The sequence below is a fragment of the Pseudomonas sp. CFBP 13719 genome, assembly GCF_014842095.1.
Classification (GTDB): domain Bacteria; phylum Pseudomonadota; class Gammaproteobacteria; order Pseudomonadales; family Pseudomonadaceae; genus Aquipseudomonas.
In genome coordinates, this window is sequence record NZ_JACYVB010000018.1 from 1 (window position 1) to 17,355 (window position 17,355).

Annotated in this window: 14 protein-coding genes, 1 tRNA gene and 1 pseudogene; 7 read left to right on the forward strand and 9 right to left on the reverse strand. The window is 60.5% G+C overall.

The window, feature by feature from the left end:
• Nucleotides 1-173 precede the first annotated feature (173 nt).
• Genes mksF through mksB form a run of 3 tightly spaced genes read right to left on the reverse strand, consistent with a single transcriptional unit; the run spans nt 174 to nt 4,937 of the window.
• Nucleotides 174-3,005, reverse strand: coding sequence for an Mks condensin complex protein MksF (gene mksF, locus IFT57_RS26730; protein ID WP_192153224.1), 2,832 nt, complete (start codon nt 3,003-3,005; stop codon nt 174-176).
• Complete coding sequence (gene mksE, locus IFT57_RS26735; RefSeq protein ID WP_122800586.1) at nt 3,002-3,658, reverse strand: Mks condensin complex protein MksE; 657 nt, start codon at nt 3,656-3,658, stop codon at nt 3,002-3,004. Before mksE ends, mksF begins: the two co-directional genes overlap by 4 nt.
• A complete protein-coding gene (mksB, locus tag IFT57_RS26740; RefSeq protein ID WP_192153225.1) occupies nt 3,648-4,937 on the reverse strand; it encodes an Mks condensin complex protein MksB in 1,290 nt (429 codons plus the stop codon). The genes mksE and mksB overlap by 11 nt, the downstream gene beginning before the upstream one ends.
• Nucleotides 4,938-5,095: 158 nt before the next feature.
• On the opposite strand from mksB, the gene IFT57_RS26745 reads away from it, so the two are divergent.
• Both IFT57_RS26745 and rimI read left to right on the forward strand, forming a co-directional pair.
• Nucleotides 5,096-5,905, forward strand: coding sequence for an energy transducer TonB (locus IFT57_RS26745; RefSeq protein WP_192153233.1), 810 nt, complete (start codon nt 5,096-5,098; stop codon nt 5,903-5,905).
• Entirely contained in the window at nt 5,898-6,350 is a 453-nt protein-coding gene (gene rimI, locus IFT57_RS26750; protein WP_192050429.1) for a ribosomal protein S18-alanine N-acetyltransferase, read from the forward strand. Before IFT57_RS26745 ends, rimI begins: the two co-directional genes overlap by 8 nt.
• 56 nt (nt 6,351-6,406) lie before the next feature.
• Here rimI and IFT57_RS26755 read toward each other — a convergent pair whose 3' ends face one another.
• Entirely contained in the window at nt 6,407-6,814 is a 408-nt protein-coding gene (locus IFT57_RS26755) for a serine kinase/phosphatase (RefSeq protein ID WP_192153226.1), read from the reverse strand.
• Nucleotides 6,815-6,952: 138 nt separating this feature from the next.
• Here IFT57_RS26755 and can point away from each other — a divergent pair, with 138 nt between their 5' ends.
• Together can and sodC are read left to right on the forward strand one after the other, a co-directional pair.
• Complete coding sequence (can, locus tag IFT57_RS26760) at nt 6,953-7,591, forward strand: carbonate dehydratase (protein ID WP_122479657.1); 639 nt, start codon at nt 6,953-6,955, stop codon at nt 7,589-7,591.
• A gap of 100 nt (nt 7,592-7,691) precedes the next feature.
• Entirely contained in the window at nt 7,692-8,216 is a 525-nt protein-coding gene (gene sodC / locus IFT57_RS26765) for a superoxide dismutase family protein (RefSeq protein WP_192153227.1), read from the forward strand.
• Between the two features lie 56 nt (nt 8,217-8,272).
• On the opposite strand, the gene IFT57_RS26770 is transcribed toward sodC, so the two are convergent.
• Nucleotides 8,273-9,211, reverse strand: coding sequence for a 2-hydroxyacid dehydrogenase (locus IFT57_RS26770; RefSeq protein WP_122796101.1), 939 nt, complete (start codon nt 9,209-9,211; stop codon nt 8,273-8,275).
• Nucleotides 9,212-9,463: 252 nt separating this feature from the next.
• On the opposite strand from IFT57_RS26770, the gene IFT57_RS26775 reads away from it, so the two are divergent.
• The gene (locus tag IFT57_RS26775; protein ID WP_446731225.1) at nt 9,464-11,653 is read left to right on the forward strand and encodes a TonB-dependent siderophore receptor; all 2,190 of its coding nucleotides are present in this window, start codon (nt 9,464-9,466) and stop codon (nt 11,651-11,653) included.
• Between the two features lie 166 nt (nt 11,654-11,819).
• Here the strand turns inward: IFT57_RS26775 and IFT57_RS26780 are convergent, their stop codons facing one another.
• From IFT57_RS26780 to IFT57_RS26795, 4 genes are all read right to left on the reverse strand, one after another.
• Entirely contained in the window at nt 11,820-12,179 is a 360-nt protein-coding gene (locus IFT57_RS26780) for a hypothetical protein (RefSeq protein ID WP_192153229.1), read from the reverse strand.
• Nucleotides 12,166-12,666, reverse strand: a complete 501-nt coding sequence (locus IFT57_RS26785; protein ID WP_192153230.1) for a Panacea domain-containing protein — start codon at nt 12,664-12,666, stop codon at nt 12,166-12,168. The genes IFT57_RS26780 and IFT57_RS26785 overlap by 14 nt, the downstream gene beginning before the upstream one ends.
• 636 nt (nt 12,667-13,302) lie before the next feature.
• A tRNA-Met gene (locus IFT57_RS26790) sits at nt 13,303-13,379 on the reverse strand.
• A 120-nt stretch (nt 13,380-13,499) separates the two neighbouring features.
• The gene (locus IFT57_RS26795) at nt 13,500-14,795 is read right to left on the reverse strand and encodes an NCS2 family permease (protein WP_192153231.1); all 1,296 of its coding nucleotides are present in this window, start codon (nt 14,793-14,795) and stop codon (nt 13,500-13,502) included.
• Between the two features lie 1,301 nt (nt 14,796-16,096).
• Here IFT57_RS26795 and IFT57_RS27385 point away from each other — a divergent pair.
• Both IFT57_RS27385 and IFT57_RS27390 read left to right on the forward strand, forming a co-directional pair.
• Nucleotides 16,097-16,390: pseudogene (locus tag IFT57_RS27385) on the forward strand (HAMP domain-containing protein); the annotation flags it as partial.
• Nucleotides 16,391-16,453: 63 nt separating this feature from the next.
• Nucleotides 16,454-17,251, forward strand: coding sequence for a methyl-accepting chemotaxis protein (locus tag IFT57_RS27390; RefSeq protein WP_446731226.1), 798 nt, complete (start codon nt 16,454-16,456; stop codon nt 17,249-17,251).
• The last annotated feature ends 104 nt before the right edge of the window (nt 17,252-17,355 follow it).

The window sequence follows — 17,355 nt, forward strand, 5'->3', positions numbered from 1 at the left end:
CCATGTGAGAGTAGGTCATCGTCAAGATTCAATTCCGAAACCCCTATCTGCGCGTGCAGGTAGGGGTTTTGTCTTTTTCGGCCCTGTTGTTCGCGCGTCCCCTGAAGCGTTGAATGCCAACAGCGGGCCATAAAAAAGCCCCGCAGCAGCGGGGCTTGGTGTGAACCGTTCGTTTATTGGCTTGCCTCGACTTCAAGTACCGCAACAGCCTTGGTCAACTCGTCGTGGCGGCGGATGAATTTCCAATCCGTTTCATCAATGTAGATGCCGTCACTACTGCTGCCGCCTTCGAGGTCGATGGCGACATGGGCGGATACCTGCGGTTTTACGCTGGCCAGAATCGGGGTGAAACCTAACTGCTGGCTGGTTTCGAGCAACGCCGCCTGATTGCGCTCGTCGATGTCGGCGGCCTCGTCCAGGTAGTAGGGCAGACGAATCCGGCCGGCCTGGTCGCGATCCATCAGGTGCAGCAACAGGTACATGTTGGTCAGCGCCTTGATGGTCATGGTGGTGCCATTGGACGCTGCGCCATCAATGTCGGTGTGGATGACCGGCTGACCGTTGACCTTGGTTATTTCGAAAGCCAGTTCGAACAGGTCCTTGAGGCCGAGTTGATTGTGGTTTGCCGCGACCATGCGGGCCAGATACTCCTTGGCCTCTTCGTTCTTGCTGTCCTGCTCCACACTCTGGTTGAGGTCGAACACGGACAGGGTCTCGCCTTCCTCGTATTGGCCTGCGCTGTGGATGATCTGGTCGATGTGCTTGAGGGCATCCTTGTTGGGTGCCAGCACGATGCGGAAGCTTTGCAGGTTGGACACCTGGCGCTTGTTGATCTCGCGGTTGAACAGGGCCAGCTGATGTTCGAGGCTGTCGTAGTCGCTGCGAATGTTGCGCAGGGTTCGGGCGATGTCGGTGACCGCGGCACGACGCGCCTTGCCCAGGGTCAGGGCCTCGTCGGTGCGATGGGCATAGGCGTTGATCAACAGCTGCAGGCGTCGTTCGACGTTGTCTTCGCTGTCGAACTTGGCCACGCCCTTGAGGCGCACCTGGGCGTACAGGGCTTCGATCTGTCCATCGACACGTTGCAGGCCTTGCCAGCTGTCCTGATAGTCATTGAGCAGGGGCAGCAGGTTGTCCATCGAATCGTCGACCTGCTCCATGAAGGGGGTACCGAAGGGCAGGTCGGCGGGCAGCAGGTGGCGGCGGCGCAGGGCGTCGTCCAAGGTGCGCTGCTTGCTTTCCAGGTCGGCAATCTGCCGGCCGACCAGTTGCAGCTTGGCCGACAGTTGTCGGACCCGTTCGGTAAAAGCGTCACTTGCCCGTGCCAGTTCATCCTGAGCGGCCTCGAGTTGGGCCAGCTGCTCGAGCTTGTCCTGTTCCTCGACGCTCAGTGTTTGGGTACGGCGGTAGTCTTCCAGGGCCTTCTGTGCATCCAAGACCTGCTGGTACAGCGTCTCGGATCGAGATTTGCTGGCCGACAGGTCGGCCGCTACGTCTTGCTGGGTCTTGAGCTGTTGCAGCTCCTTTTCCAGACGTGCACTCTGCTCACGCAGTGCAGCGCGATCAGCCAAAGCCTGCAGCACGGGCGGCTCGATGGCTGAAAGGTCGATGGACATTCCTGGCAGTTCGAAGCGCTCGCCCTTGAAGCGGTCAAGCACGGTCTGCACGGTATCGACCCAGGCGTTGCTGTCATCCAGGTCCAGGCCTCGCGGGCCAGTAGGCAGGCTGAACAGGGCGCCATTGAACAGGCGCATCAGCCGGTCGACATCCTGTTGCGAGAACTCCTCGCGCAGTCGCGCGTAACTGTTGTTGTCGGCGTATTCCAGTTGCTGGCGGATGGACTTGAGCCGTCGTTCGATATCGCCGACGCGCTCCTGCAGATCTTGTGCGCTGAACTGCCGGGACTGGGCCAGGGCGCCGGCCAGCTCGTCGTGGGCATCCTTGGCAGCCAGCAACTGCTGCTCCAGCATGCGCACGTCGGTGACCAGCGCGAAGCGGTTCTTGAGGACCGAGAGTTCGCCGAGCCAGCGTTGGATGGTCGAGATTTCGCGCTCCAGGCGCATGAGCTCCTGGGTGCTGCCGCGCTGATTCGTCTGTAGCACATCCTGTTCGTTGCGGTAATGTTCGGACTGGATGACCAGCTCTTCCTTGCGTGCCCCGGCGTAGTCCTGCCAGGTACCGAGCAGGCCGTCGAGCAGGGGTGACAGGCGGTGCAGCTTGCCGCGCAGCACGTCACGCTGGGCGACGCCATTGGCCAGTGCTTCGACCAGAGGGCCGGCGGCGACCAGTGCGTTGTAGTCCTGCTCCATGCGGCGCACGTCGCGGAAGGCTTCTTCACAGGCTGCAATGTAGTCGACGCTACCTGAACGCAGGCTGTGCTCGAACGCATCTAGGAACAATTGCTTGAGTTTCGCCGCGGTGATTTCGCGCATGTGCAGCAGGTTGATGAACAGCGCGCGAAAGGTCTTGAGACTCTGCTCGCTGGTCGAACGCAACGGAATCAGGGTCAGGTCGAGCGGTACGCTGGTGTGACCGCCCACCAGTAGGCGGCGCAGTTCCTCGGGCTTGAGTTCGTAGGCTTTCAGGCCCTGGCGTTCCAGGTTGCCGAACAGCTCCTTTTGACGCAGGCAGGTGCCGTCCTGTTGATAGTGGGCAAGGTCCAGTTCACCCGCGTAGGCAAAGAACTGATGTCCGAAACCCCCGCCGGGGCCGCGACCGACCACGCCGATCACGTGGGGGCCGTGAGCCAGGACCACTTCACAAAGGATGTAGCTGGTATCGGTCGCAAAATAGAAGCGTCGCGATTGTTCCAGCGTGTACTTGCCGAAGCTCATGTCGGACATGCGCGCCAAGATCGGAAACTGCAGGGCGTTGATCGAGGCGCTCTTGCCCAGGTTATTGGCGCCGTAGACCGATAACGGCTGCTCCAGGGGGAACAGTCCGAGGCTGTAGCCTGCGGTATTGAGCAGGGCGAAGCGGCGGATGCCGTAGCGTTCCTGAGTCATGTGTCGAACTCCTCTCGTTCCTGGGCTATTGCACGGGCCAAGGCCTGTTCGTCGGTGCTGTCGTCGCTATCGTCGTCGACAAGCATCGGCACCGGCAGGGGCAAAGCGCTGTGCAGGCTGGCGGCCAGGTCGCGGTCCTGCTGCACGGAAAGGCACACGTCGAGAAACCGATGCATCGGCGCCAGGAAGCGGTAGATGCCGTTGTCTTCGGCGGTGAAGCCCAGTTGGGTCATGCGTCGAAGGATCTTCTCTTCCAGTTCTTCCTGGGTCTGTACTTCGGCCTGCAGGAACAGGTCGCGGTACTTGTCCAGAAGCGCCGGCAGCTCATCGCGGCCAAGGCTTCCGCCATCCAGCACAGCGATCGGATCACGGCCTTGGTCAGCCAGGTGCTCGACCAGGATGAAGGTAAACAGGGAAAGGCGCTGGGCGGTCTTGTTGACTTGCGCGGCGGCCTGCTCGGGCACGAAATAGTAGAAGCCGCGGGTGTCGCATACCAGCTCGTAGCCCAGGGCCTTGAACAAGCCCCGGTACAGGTCCTGGAGATTGGACAACTGTGAATACAACTCGGGATCGCGGCGGCTGATGTGGAAGCCTTTGAGCAGTTCGCGGAAAATCGGCGCCAGATGGGTCAGTTCGTTCAAGTCAAGATGCATGATCGGTGCTCGCGGAGTGTGTCGAGGCGGCCGCGACGGCGGGCTCGGCGCGGGAAAGCAGGGCGAAGGAGCGCAGGCTCAGCTGATGCTCACGGGTGTGGTAGTCGCGGCGTTCGAGGCGCTGTCGGGCGAAGCGTTTGTCACGCGAGAGGCGTGAGAACCAGTACAACAGGTCGTCGGTGGCGCCATCGGGTTCCTGGTCGAGAAGCCAGAGCATCAAATCGGGCATCGGCAGCGCATTCTCGCAGCGCTCGAGCATTTCCTTGACTGTGCGGGGCGCGCGCTGGGTGCCTGCCGTGTCGCTCTTGTGCGCCTTGGGAAAGGGCGCCGGTTTGGCTTCGAAGCGGGCCAGGGCGTAGACGTAGGCCTCGACTTGGCTGGCGCTGCCCAGGAATGTGCTTTGCGGGCGGCTGAACAAGGGCAGGGCAGCTTGCGGCACGGCGTCCAGGCCCTTGCGGCGGATGGCCGAAAGCGCGAGGGCCGCGCCGCGGGTCACGGCGTTGTGCCGACGTGCTTCCTCGCGCAGCGGCAACAGCAGTTCGCGGGCGTGGCGCAAGGTCAGTTGAGCGCAGGTCTGCATTTCCAGAATGCGCGCGTGGGTACGCAGCAGCATGTCGTCGTCGACCAGGTGGCCGAGGCGCTGCTGTTCCCCAAGCAGGCGCAGGAGGACGTTCTCGACCTTGCGCACGCCTTGCTCGAACGCGCCATCGGCGTTGACCAGCTGGATCATTGGTTCGACGTATTCGTCCCAGGTCGCGAGGACTTCGGCGTAGCGCTGGCGCAGGGCTACCTGACGGTCGCGGGTCTTCGCCCGCTCGGCCACGGCGACCAGGGCCTGTTCGTCATTCGCCAGTTTCTTCAGGACATCGCGCACGCGCATGTCGAGTAGCCGCAGTTGCCGAGCCAGGTCATTGCCGTCGCGGATATCGAATGCATCCTGGATGTGTCCGGCCAGACGTTCGAGGTGGCGTAGGTAGGCTTCGATCTCCAGGCACAGACCCAGCCGGTGCTCGCGCCGCAGATAGGCGAGAAAGTCGTGGATCTGCGCATTGAGCTCGAAGCGGTTGGGGCTTTTTGCGACAGGTACCAGGATGTCCAGCCGGATCCACGTGTCGAGCAGGTTGGTGATCTCCTGAGCAGTGCTTTCCAGGCGCTGGGCAGCCAGTTGCTGGCGCAGCTCGACCAGGCTCAGGGTGCCTTGGTCGAAGTGCTCGCACAGCGGCTCCAGAAGGGCCCAGTGGTCGGCGAGGGCGCGCAGCACGCGCTTGGGTTCGATCATCGGCTGGTCGACTCATGCCAGTTAAAGGGTCGCGATTGTACTGCATGACGAGGCGGGTATTTGCGCTGCACGCGACGGCGTGCGCAAAACTTGGCGGCACATTGTGTCGAACATCGGTAGAATCCACCGCCTCGACTTACCCACTGATGGCTGACCTTTTGCTCAACGAGTCCCGTCGCCGCGCCTATCTGGACGCCATGCAGGTCGTGCACTGGCTGCCCCGTACCGAACTGCCGTTCGCCGCGCCTTCGTGTGCCAGCGTGCTGGCGCATGTCGAGGCGTTGCCGCTGCCAGTGCAGGCCGTGGATCAAGCCGTGCCGACGGCAGCGGTGGTCAGTGCGCCACCCGCGGTGGCGGCTGCCAGGCCCGAGCCTGCCAAAGTTCAGCGGCCCAGGATCGAAGTGCCGCGGCCGAGCAGCACGCGCCCGGCCGTGACTGCGGTGCCCGAGGTGGCCGTGGAGACGGCGGTCGCCAAGCCGGTGAATCTTCCGCCGCGCTTCGCCCTTCAGGTGTTGCGTGCCGGACCTTGCCTGGTGCTGGTGGAATTGGCCACGGGGCAGGCGTTCCAGAGTCGTGACCCATCCTATCTCCTGCTCAAGGACATGCTGCGTGCCGCCGGCTTGCCCGATGCGCCACAGATTCTGGGCGAACCGATCCGCTGGCCGCTGCTGCAGCGCGGTCAATTGGACCAGGGGCCGGATGCAGCCTGCGATTTCGTTCAGGGCTTCGTCATGGCTCAGCTCGAACAGGCGCCGTGCACGTGCCTGTGGCTGGTCGGGCTGCCGGCGATTCGCTTTGCCGGGCGTGCCAATGCCGAAGACTACAACCGAGAGTTGGAAGTGGAGGGGCTTGGCCCCGCCTGGGCGCTGCCGGGCCTTGAGTTGTTGATGGATGAACCCGAGCGCAAGGCGGCCGTGTGGCAAGCTATGCGCCGTTTGATACCGCGTTGGAAAAACCGTGATGAGTGATGCTGTAAGCTTTCGTCGAATGACCGAGGCAGACTTGGATGCCGTACTGAAGATCGAATTCGCTGCCTACTCGCATCCATGGACGCGGGGTATTTTTCTCGACGGCCTGAAATCCTACGAGATCTGGCTGATGTTCGACGGGCAGCAGCAGGTCGGCCATGGCGTTCTCAACGTCATCATTGATGAAGCTCATCTGCTGAACATCACGGTGAAGCCCGAAAATCAGGGTCGTGGGCTGGGTTTGCAGCTGCTCGAGCGGCTGATGACGCGGGCCTACGAGCTGGGCGGGCGTGAATGCTTTCTGGAACTGCGAGCCAGCAATCAGTCGGCCTACCGTTTGTACGAACGCTATGGATTCAATGAGATCGGCAAGCGGCGCGACTACTATCCAATGGCCGGAGGGCGCGAAGACGCGCTGGTGATGGCCTGTACCCTGTTCGAATAGCACGCCGGACAGCTGCCCGAGATTGCCTCGGGCAGTGATCGGTGGGCGTAGTGGATTCAGCGTTTGCCATCGAGTGGGTCGATCAGCGCCAGTTCTTCTTCATCCAGGCCGTCGCCGCCGCCGATGTCGTCTTCGTCGACAAAACTGAGTTCCTGATCTGCGGCCCCGCTGTCGCCTGGCTCATCGGGCGAACGTGCGCCATCCTCACGGATCAGTGTCTCAGGGCTCATGTCGTCGTCGGTCGGATTGTGATCCTCCATCGAAGCGCCGGTCAGTCCTGCTTCGCGGGCGCGTTCGTCAGGCATCAGATGTTCCAACTCACCGGAAGGAATGACGTCGCCGATCTTGCCGCTCGGGCCGTCGGCGTCATCGAAATTCAGCTCTCGAACCTGGCCCATGCGGTCTTCGGTGTCGTCGATCGGGCTGGGTTGTGGTGCATCGTAGGGGCGATGGGAGTCACTCATTACGGCAATCCTCTGGTGTGTGTCTAGATAGGGTTGACCCCTACACGCGTGGAAAGATTCAGCATGATTTGTCCCCACTCACCGTGACCTTGTACAGCCAGGGCCAGTCATAATCCAAATGATTCTCGAGGGTTGAACATGCATGATCTACAGGAACTGATCGACAACAACGCGCGTTGGGCCGAAGCGATCAAGGAAGAGGATCCGGAGTTCTTCGCCAAACTGGCACGCCAGCAGACTCCTGAATTCCTCTGGATCGGCTGCTCGGACGCGCGCGTGCCGGCCAACGAGATTGTCGGCATGTTGCCGGGCGATCTGTTCGTCCATCGCAATGTTGCCAACGTGGTGCTGCACACCGATCTGAACTGCATGTCGGTGATTCAGTACGCGGTCGACGTGCTCAAGGTCAAACACATTCTGGTCACCGGTCACTATGGCTGCGGCGGTGTGCGCGCGGCGATGCAGGATCGTCAGCTGGGGCTGATCGATGGCTGGCTGCGGACCATTCGCGACCTGTACTACGAGCACCGCAAAACGCTTGCGACCTTGCCTACCGAAGAAGAGCAGGTCGACCGGCTGTGCGAGCTCAACGTGATTCAGCAGGTGGCCAACGTGGGGCACACCAGTATCGTCCAGAATGCCTGGCACCGCGGTCAGGAATTGTCGGTGCATGGCTGTATCTATGGCATCAAGGACGGCCGCTGGAAGAGCCTGGATGTGACCATCAGTGGCTTCGATCAGTTGCCACCACAGTACCGTTTGCGCGCGCTGGATTGATGGCCAGGAACGAGTGGGGCTCATTCGGGTTCTGAATCGAATGGGCGACGGCTTGGGTCGTGGCCTTTTCGGTAATCAAACGCGAAGCGAGGGAGGCACGATGAAGTCTTATGGCTGGCTGGCACTGATGGCAGCGATGTCAATCGGTAGCGCCAATGCGGCATCCAAGGAAGTCCAGATCAACCTGGTCAGCGCCGAGGGCGCACCCCAGTCGATCGGCACGGTGATGATCGAGGAAACAGCCTATGGCCTGCAGTTCACCCCGCAGCTCAAGTCGCTGCCCGCAGGCGTGCATGGATTCCATGTGCATGCCAACGGCAGCTGCGCGGCGGCGATGAAAGACGGCAAGATGTCGGCGGCGGAAGCGGCAGGCGGACACTTCGATCCACAGAAGACCGGCAAGCACTTGGGTCCTTACGATGCCAAGGGGCATTTGGGTGATTTGCCGGCGATCTATGTGAACGCCGACGGTACCGCAACGTATCCGGTGCTGGCGCCGCGTTTGAAAAAGCTCAGCGAAGTGGAAGGGCATGCACTGATGGTGCACGCCGGTGGTGACAACCACGCCGATTCACCGGCGCCTTTGGGTGGTGGTGCGGCGCGGATGGCCTGTGGGGTAATCTGATCCCCGTATGAGGCTTGGGAGCAGCGGGCTCGCCGCCCGCTCAGCTCCCACACGTTTCAGAGCTGGACGGGCGTCAGCACAGGCTCGCCGGCGAAGAACGCGCTCAGGTTGCGTTCGACCATCTTCACCGTGTCTTGCGTAGCTTCCGGCGACAGGCCGGCCACGTGAGGCGTCAGGACTACGTTGCGCAGTGTTTTCAACGCATCGGGAACATTGGGCTCGTCGTCGAAGACGTCCAGCGCAGCACCTGCGATGGCCTGCCTTTGCAGAGCGTCCAATAGATCGGGCGTCGACACGACGCTGCCACGAGCGATATTGACCAGATAACCCTGAGGGCCGAGTGCTTCCAGTACGGCGGCGTCGACGATGGCGCGTGTCTGCGCGCCGCCGGGCGTGGCAATTATCAGGATGTCACTGACCGCAGCCAGGTCCGTTGGGTTTGCGCAATAGCCATAATCAACATCATCGCGCGGGCTGCGATTGTGGTACTGCACGCTCATGTCGAAACCCAATGCGGCGCGCTTGGCGATTGCCATGCCCACAGCGCCCAGCCCGATGATGCCCAGGCGCTTGCCGGCCACTGACGGACGCATGGTCTTGGCCCATTCACCTCGGCGTACCGATGCATCGGCGCCGGGGATGTCGCGCATCAGGGCCAGCAGCAGCGCCAAGGTGTGGTCGGCCACCGACGATGCATTCACGCCGGCCCCATTGGTTACGGTCAGTCCGTGCGCCTTGGCGGCGGGCAGGTCAACGTTCTCGTAACCCGCACCGAGCACACAGATGATGCGCAGTTTGGGCAGCGCTGCCATTTCATCTGCCGTCAGACCCAGGGGCCCGCGGGTGAGCACCGCATCAATGCGATCTGCGTGTTGCTCTATGGCCTCTGCGCGGGCTGCCGGTGAGGGCGCCATGATCAGCTCGTAGCCTTGATCTTCGAGAATCGACACGTAGTCGTTGATGGTTTCGACCAGCACCAGCACGGTTGTGCGCATGTAGACCTCCGGGGTGGGAAATGAAAGCCATGGTAGCAATTTAGAGATGGACCAAAGTGGGTGCGCGAAAAAAAGCGCACGCCTACCCGTCAAGTTGTTAGGGGCGCTTTTATTCGTTAACAATAATGTTAATGCAAATCACTCTATGTTAATTTCCGCCCCGAGATATACCGTTACAAAATGGGCTGGCTTTCGCAGGATCTTCAGGGGAGGGGAAGGTAGATGGCTTGCAATAACAAGATGAATCTCGGCATGAATTCTTTGGCTTTGGTTGTTGCCACATTCAGTTGGCACGCGATGGTCGCTGCCGAGGAAGCACCGGCCAGGCCTGTGAGCAAGGGCACAGCACTGCAATTGCAAGACTTGGTCATTTCCGAGCAAGCACCGGAAAGCCAGCAGACAGTGGGCTACCAGGTGCGCAACAGCACCGCGGGTACCAAAACCAGCACGCCTTTGTCCGAGACTCCGCGTTCGGTTTCGGTGGTAACGCGTCAACGCATTCAAGACCAGGGCTCGCAGACCCTTACCGACATTATCGGTTACGTACCGGGCATCTTCGCTCCACCTTTCGCTGTTGGTGACGGCCTGGCCGGTGATCTGTTCTCCATCCGAGGTTACAACGCCACCGACTATGGCTATGGTTTGCTGAAGGATGGTCTGCGCCTGCAAGGCAACCGCTACGACACCACGACCGAGCCCTATGGCCTGGAGCGTACCGAAGTCTTTCGAGGCCCGAGCTCCATTCTCTACGGTGAAAATGCGCCCGGCGGATTGGTCAATCTGGTGAGCAAGAAGCCGACCGAAACTGCGCGAGGCGAAGCCAAATTCACCTATGGCAGCAATAACAGGCGCCAGCTCGGAATCGATGTATCAGGCCCGTTGACCGACGATAATCGTATTCTTGGAAGGATGGTGATGCTGGGTCGCAACGCCGATACGCAAGTTGACTCGGTGCCGGATGACCGCCTCTACATCGCGCCGTCGATGACGTTCAATTTCAACCAGGACACGGCACTGACCTTGCTGTCCAGCTACCAGCGCGACCGTACCAAACTGCTGCTGGGCTATCCAGCGGCAGGAACACTGCTCAATAACGTCAACGGTAAGATCTCTAGGGACCAGTTCAACGGCAACCCGAGCTGGGACGACTTCGAGCGCGAAACCTGGACTTTGGGTTATGAGTTCAGTCATCAGATAAACGAGGTATGGCAGTTCCGGCAGAACTCGCGCTACATGGAATCGCGCTTGAACCGTCATGAAACCTGGCCGAACAATCTGAATCAAGCCGGCTTCGGAAGCACGTTGAGCAGCACTGCGTATGATCGCGACAACAAGTCGATCACTTATTCGGTGGACAACCAATTCGAAGGACACTTCACTTCGGGGGCGTTGGAGAACACGGTATTGCTGGGCGCAAGCTACGACCGTACCTCGTTCAATCAGGATTGGAACGCAGGCCTGGGCGGTACTTACAATGTGTTCAGGCCGGTGTTCTCGCCGGTGCAACCGAATGCCTCGCAATACGTGCAGAATTCCCAGCTCGATCAGCACATGTACGGTGCGTATGGGCAATTGCAAAGCAAGTACGAGAACTGGATTTTCCTGCTGGGCGGGCGTCAGGACTGGGTGCAGAGCCAATACCGCAACCGTGCCAGCGCGGCTCGTCCAGGCAGCGCAGCGGTAGCGGCCACGGATCTTGACGGCTGGGATCATCGGTTCAGCTGGCAGACGGGCGTGATGTACCAGTTCGACAACGGCATCTCTCCCTATGTCAGCTATTCCACTGCCTTCACGCCCGTACAGCAATCGTCGCAGCCCAACGGCGATCTGCTCGATCCGATCCTCAGCGAACAGTATGAAGTGGGCCTCAAGTATGAGCCTGCAGGTTGGAACACCACCTTCAGCGCTGCGGTTTTCGACTTGACCAAATCTCGCGACGTGGTGGCAGGCAGCAACGGTTTCAGCCAGCAAGTTGGCAAGAGCGAGTCCAAAGGTGTCGAGCTTGAGGTGAACAGTGATGTGACGCGCAATCTGAGTCTGGTTGCGTCGTACACCTATACCGATGCGCGAGTTACCAAGGATGCGCCGGGGTCATTGTTCGAGGATCGTCAGCTGACGGGCATCCCGCGCAATCAGGCGTCGACCTGGATGACGTATCGCTTCCTGGAAGGCGCGCTGAGCGGTTTACGTCTGGGCGGCGGCGTGCGTTATTTCGACAACACCTTTGCCTACACGGCGCCGACACTGTACGGCAAGCTGAAGGCGGGCGACGTGACGCTGGTGGACGCGTTGGTCGGGTATGACATCGACAAGCACTGGTCGGTGGACGTGAACGCGAAGAACGTGTTCGACAAGGAATACGTGTCGGGCTGCAACAATGCCGGTCGCTGCTATTGGGGTGATGAGCGCACGGTGCTGGGGACCGTGGCGTATCGCTGGTAATCCGCTTGACCTGCGGGACAGCCAGAAACAAGAAAGCCCGCACGAGGCGGGCTTCTTGAGGTGACTCACAGACTGCTGCAGACATCTGTGGGCCGTACTTGGTGGCTGAACTCGATCATCAATACCCTTACGGTCGCTGATATGTTCCGATGAGGTGCACCCCTGCTCAGTCTCTTCTGATAGGCGCCATGATTTCTTTGAGGTAACCGAGTACTAGCCCTCCAAAAGCACTGCTGAAGAGCATTTTGTCCATGGACTGCAGCTCGGTGTCAGTCAGCCACCGCACGCTCTCTCCGAAAATAGCGTTCGGTCCGGCCAGATGCCAGAACCGAATAATAATTAGAACAGCGAAAAGGATGGCGCCAAACCTTAAAGCAAAGATGGCTAGCGAGTGGACCTCTTTTTGGACCTTAGCTTTAGGGTCCTCAAGAACGCTTTTTTCTTTTTCTGCTTTCTTCAGGTCTTGGGGAGTGGCGTTATGAGGTCCTGCCGATCCAATGGCGGCAAAGGGATCATCCTGCTGCATGCTGAGACGCTACCGCAATTTTGTGCTTGTAGTGTTCCTCGATCCAATCATTCGGAATGATGGCACCATGATATTGATCACCACCAGAAGCTTGCCATGTGCGATCCCATGGGGTGCCGTCCTGGTGAGTCATTGCCGAAAGCGCAACCCCATCGTAGTTCGCATAGGAATTCCAAACCCTATCCAAAAGAGGCAGCGTTTGAGGGTTAGGAGGAGGGTTCTGTGAGTCGCCAGCTACTCCATAACACTCGATGGGTGCGTAAATTTTATCTCGGCCATACTTCTTGACCTTCTGGTAGAGGTCGGGGATGACTGGACCGTACCGCCACGCTTGCACCGCATCGTTGATCAAATTCTGGGAAAAATACCCGCGGTGCCAGCCGTGAGCAATGTAAACGAGCTTGATCAGCTTCATGGGCGTAAGCGGGACACCCGTATCGAACGACTTTTGGATGAAGTAGTTGGCAACTGCTTCGCTGTCTAGCATGACCACTCCTCCCTAGGCTGGCTGATCGTCTGATGCTTGTAAAAATGGTGCGGAATTATGTAGATTTCAAGCAATATGTCAATGACCCATAGAAGTCAATACCTGTTCATTCATACAGTACGCTATGCCGTGCAGGTTATGTAGTCGACATTTGTATCTAAGTTTTGTAAGCCTTATCGTACGGTTCTCCTTGCATTGTCCGCAGCTTTAACGGAAGGGGGCTATCGGTTTATCTGCCTGTAGATGCCGGAAACGGCGATACCCCTGCAAACCAGGACTGTATCCGAACGTCGACTGACTTAGAACAAACCCTCTGGTAAGAGACCTGCCAGGGTCTCGTAGGTTTGGTGACGCAGATTTGCGTCAGGACTGTAAGGGCAATACCGCTCACGAAACGATCCAGATGATTCCGTAGATATCTGCATAGCAGATTGAGAAATACGCCAATGCTCGTCTATAGCCAATGTCGAAGCCGAAGTGTTGGCATGGAACGACACTCACTCGTCATACGGCGGGAAAGTACAGCGATAGATAGAATAGATATGAACAGCCAGAAACCCAGAAACAAGAAAGCCCGCACGAGGCGGGCTTCTTGGGGTGACTCACAGACTGCTGTAGACATCTGTGAGTCGTACTTGGTGGCTACACAGGGACTTGAACCCCGGACCCCAGCATTATGAATGCTATGCTCTAACCAACTGAGCTATGTAGCCAAGTGGCGCGCATTATTCGCCTGAAACGAAATTGTGTCAACACCCCTTTGCAAAATATTTATGCGTGCGATCAAACGCTTAGGCTGCGCGTGGCATGCGACGGTGCGCGCAGCGCGGCGATCAGCCACCGAACCAGCCCAGCTTGATGACGAAGATGATCGACAACACGACCAGTGCCGAATTAAGTTCGCGCCACCGGCCACTCAGCAGTTTGACCGCTGTCCAGGTAATGAAGCCGAAGGCGATGCCGTTGGCGATCGAGTAGGTCAGCGGCATGGCCAGGGCAGTCACCAGGACCGGGGCGGCGACGGTGATGTCGTCCCAGTCGACTTCTGCCAGCCCGGAGGCCATCAGCACGGCAACGAACAGCAAGGCGGGCGCGGTGGCGAATGCTGGAACGCTGCCGGCCAGGGGCGCGAAGAACAGCGCCAGCAGGAACAGCACGGCGACCACGATGGCGGTCAGGCCGGTACGGCCGCCTGCGCTGACGCCGGCGGCCGATTCGATGTAGCTGGTGGTGGTCGAGGTGCCCAGCAGCGAGCCGGCCAGCGCCGCGGTGCTGTCGGCGACCAGGGCGCGGCCCATTTTCGGCATGTGGCCGTCCTTGCCCATCAGGCCGGCGCGCTTGGCCACGCCGATCAAGGTGCCGGAGTTGTCGAACAGATCGACGAACAGGAAGGCGAAGATCACGCTGATCAGGCCCACATCGAATGCGCCCTTGATATCGAGTTGCAGGAAGGTCGGCGCCAGTGACGGTGGCATCGATACCACACCCCCGAACGGGGTTACCCCAAGCAGGATCGACACCACGGTGATCAGCAGGATGCCGATCAGCACCGAGCCACGGACCTTGAGTGCCTCGAGTGCGACGATGATGAAGAAGCCAAGGATCGCCAGTACCGGTTCGGGCTTCGCCAGGTCGCCCATGCCGACCAGAGTGGCCGGGTTGGCAACCACGATCTTGGCGTTTTGCAGCGCGATCAGTGCGAGGAACAGGCCGATGCCCGCAGCGATGGCCGACCGCAGCGGCAGGGGGATGCTGTTGATGATCCATTCGCGGATGCGGAAGATCGATAGCAGGAAGAAACACACCGCCGAGATGAAGACCGCACCCAGCGCAACCTGCCAGCTGTGGCCCAAATGCAGGACCACGGTGTAGGTGAAGAACGCATTGAGGCCCATGCCCGGCGCCAGCGCAATCGGGTAGTTGGCGATCAGGCCCATGATCGCCGAGCCGATGGCGGCGGCCAGGCAGGTGGCAACGAACAGCGCGCCCTTGTCCATGCCGGTTTCGCCAAGGATGCTGGGGTTGACGAACAGGATGTAGGCCATGGCCAGGAAGGTCGTGACCCCGGCGAGGATTTCCGTGCGCACCGTGGTGTTGTGTGCCTTGAGCTTGAAGAATGAGTCCAGCATGTTGCTCCCCTGAGGCGATAGGCGCCGTGGATCGTGTGGCGACGGTGTGTGTAGCGAGCAAGCCCGATCGAGCGTTGGCCGTGTGCTGAAACATAACTGCCTGGTCAGCTTTTGCGGTTTGCCTGTAGCAGATTCCGGGCCATGTCGACAAAGCTGCTGCGCATGCGCCCTGGGTACTGCGTTGCGGTCCGTTTGCCACTTCCGGTTACACAACCGCTGCACTCATTGGAGGCGTACGTAGGTGGGCAGATGCACCAAAGCGAAGCCGCAGCCGATGGGGCGTGATCCGAGCTGCCGGCAACGGCGGAGAAAGTCTGTTGGTCTGAATCTTGCTGCAGTGGCATTTTGCTGGCGCCACGTTTCCGTAGGTACCTGCATTCTCCGTGGAGTTGTCGGACATGCATGCTTTGTTGTCGCCGGGTATCCGGTTGCTGGGCCGCTATGGTTTCGCCCGCAAGTTTCAGCTGCTGTTTCTCTTGTTCATGCTGCCTCTGGTCGGCAGCCTGTGGTTGCTGGGCGAGGATTTTCGCGACCGGCTGGCGGTGATCGATGCCGAGCGCAGCGGCGTGCATCAGTTACTGGCGCTCGACAGCCTGGATGCGCAGCTGTCTGCGCAACGCAATCGTGCCGCGCGCTGGAAGGCGGTGGATATCCAGCGTCAGCCGACACCCGAGGCACAGGCCGCGATCGCCGCCTTGGAGGCGGCCGCGCCGGGAATTCAGGCATCGCTCGATAAGCTGGCCGCCGAGCTGGCGCGCGAGAAGGCCCCAGCCGACACCCTGGAGCGAATGCAGGCGGTGCAGACCGCGACCAAAGGCCTCGACTTGGCGAGCCTGCGCCAGGTGGGCTGGTGGCCCGATGGCTACGATCGTTTCACGGCGGCGCTGACGTCGGTGCAGGTGCTGCGCGAGCAGATCGCCATGGCTAGCGGATTGATCGTCGATCCGTGGCGCGAAAGCTATCTGTTGATGCAGATCGCCACTCAGCAAGCCCCTGACCTGATCGAGCGTGTGGGGCGTCTGGGCAGCATTGGCCAGTCCTCGCTGGTCGCCGGGCAATTCAGCCTGCAAAGTCGTTTGCAGATGCGTGATCTGCGCAGTCGTATCAACGATGCGCGCGAGCAACTGGTGAAAGCCGGTGGCACGCTGCAGCAACGCCTGCCGCAACAACTGCGCGGCTGGGACGAGCAGTATCAGCAGGCGCTGGGTACATTGGACGGTGAGTTGAAGCGTTTGGATGACAATCTGTTCGGCGGCGACATCAAGCTGTCTGCGGCTCAGTTCGAAAGCAGTGTGGACAGCATGCTCGGCGCCCTGAACGGTTTGCGCCACGAGTCGCTGGTGTCGTTGGAGTTGCGTCTGGATCACTACCATGACCAGGCCGTTCGCCAGCTGATTCCGGGTGCGGCAGTGTTCGCCCTGTTGCTGTTGGCGGCACTCTATCTGTTCGTGTGCCTCCAGGCGTCGATTCGCCGCAGCGCCAGCGGCATTACCACGCTGGCGCAGTCGTTGCGCGACGGTGATTTGAGTGTGCAGGTGGCGGTGCAGGGACGCGATGAACTGGCGGCGATCAGTACTGCGCTCAATGCCGCCGTGGTGCAGCTGCGCAACAGCCTGCTGGGCGTCAACCATGAGACCGTGCAGTTGAGCCAGGCGGTGGTGACGCTCAACAGCCAATCCAGCGGCACACTTGACGAGGTCGAGGCGCAGCAGCAGCAGATCAGTCAGATCGCTGCGGCCGCCACCGAGCTTGCGGCCACTTCGCAGGGCGTGGCACGCAGCTGCGAGCAGGCGTCGGGCAGTGCCCAACAGACCCGGCAGATCGCCGAGGACAGCAGCCGTGACAGCCAACGCACGACGGCCAGTATTCAGCAGCTCAACCAGCGCTTGAACGACACGGCGCAGGCGCTTGGCCGGGTCAGCGAGCAGGGCCAGCAGATTCAGTCGGTGGTGGATGCGATTCGCGGCATTGCCGAGCAGACCAATCTGTTGGCGCTCAATGCGGCCATTGAGGCGGCGCGGGCAGGCGAGCAGGGTCGTGGTTTTGCAGTGGTGGCCGACGAGGTACGCAGCCTGTCACAGCGCACCCAGGCTTCGACTGGGCAGATTGCCGGGACGGTTGAAAGCCTACGCTCGACAGTCAAGCAGGCCGTGGAACTGATGCAGGCCGCGTGTGGCCAGGCACAGGTCGATGCGCAGTCGGTCATGGGCCTGGGCGAGCGCCTGGGTGAGATTGCGGGGGCTGTGCAAGGGGTGACCGATACCCTGGCGCAGATCGCCACGGCAGTGGAGGAACAGGCGGCGACGGCTGATGAGGTGAGCAGCAACATTCAGCAGGTGGACCAGGCGGCGGTGCGTCTGCTTGATGGCGCGCGGGCGGTGAACCAGGCGGCGGATCGACTGGGGCAGGGGAGCCGAGTGCTGAGCGAGAACACGGCGCGATTCAATCTGGGGTAGGGCGAGGGAATTGCGGGGCGGCTTTCGCGGCCGCGGACCGCTCCTACAGTTGAGTGCGTGTGCAGTTCGTAGGAGCGGTCATCGGCCGCGAAGCATTCGATGCG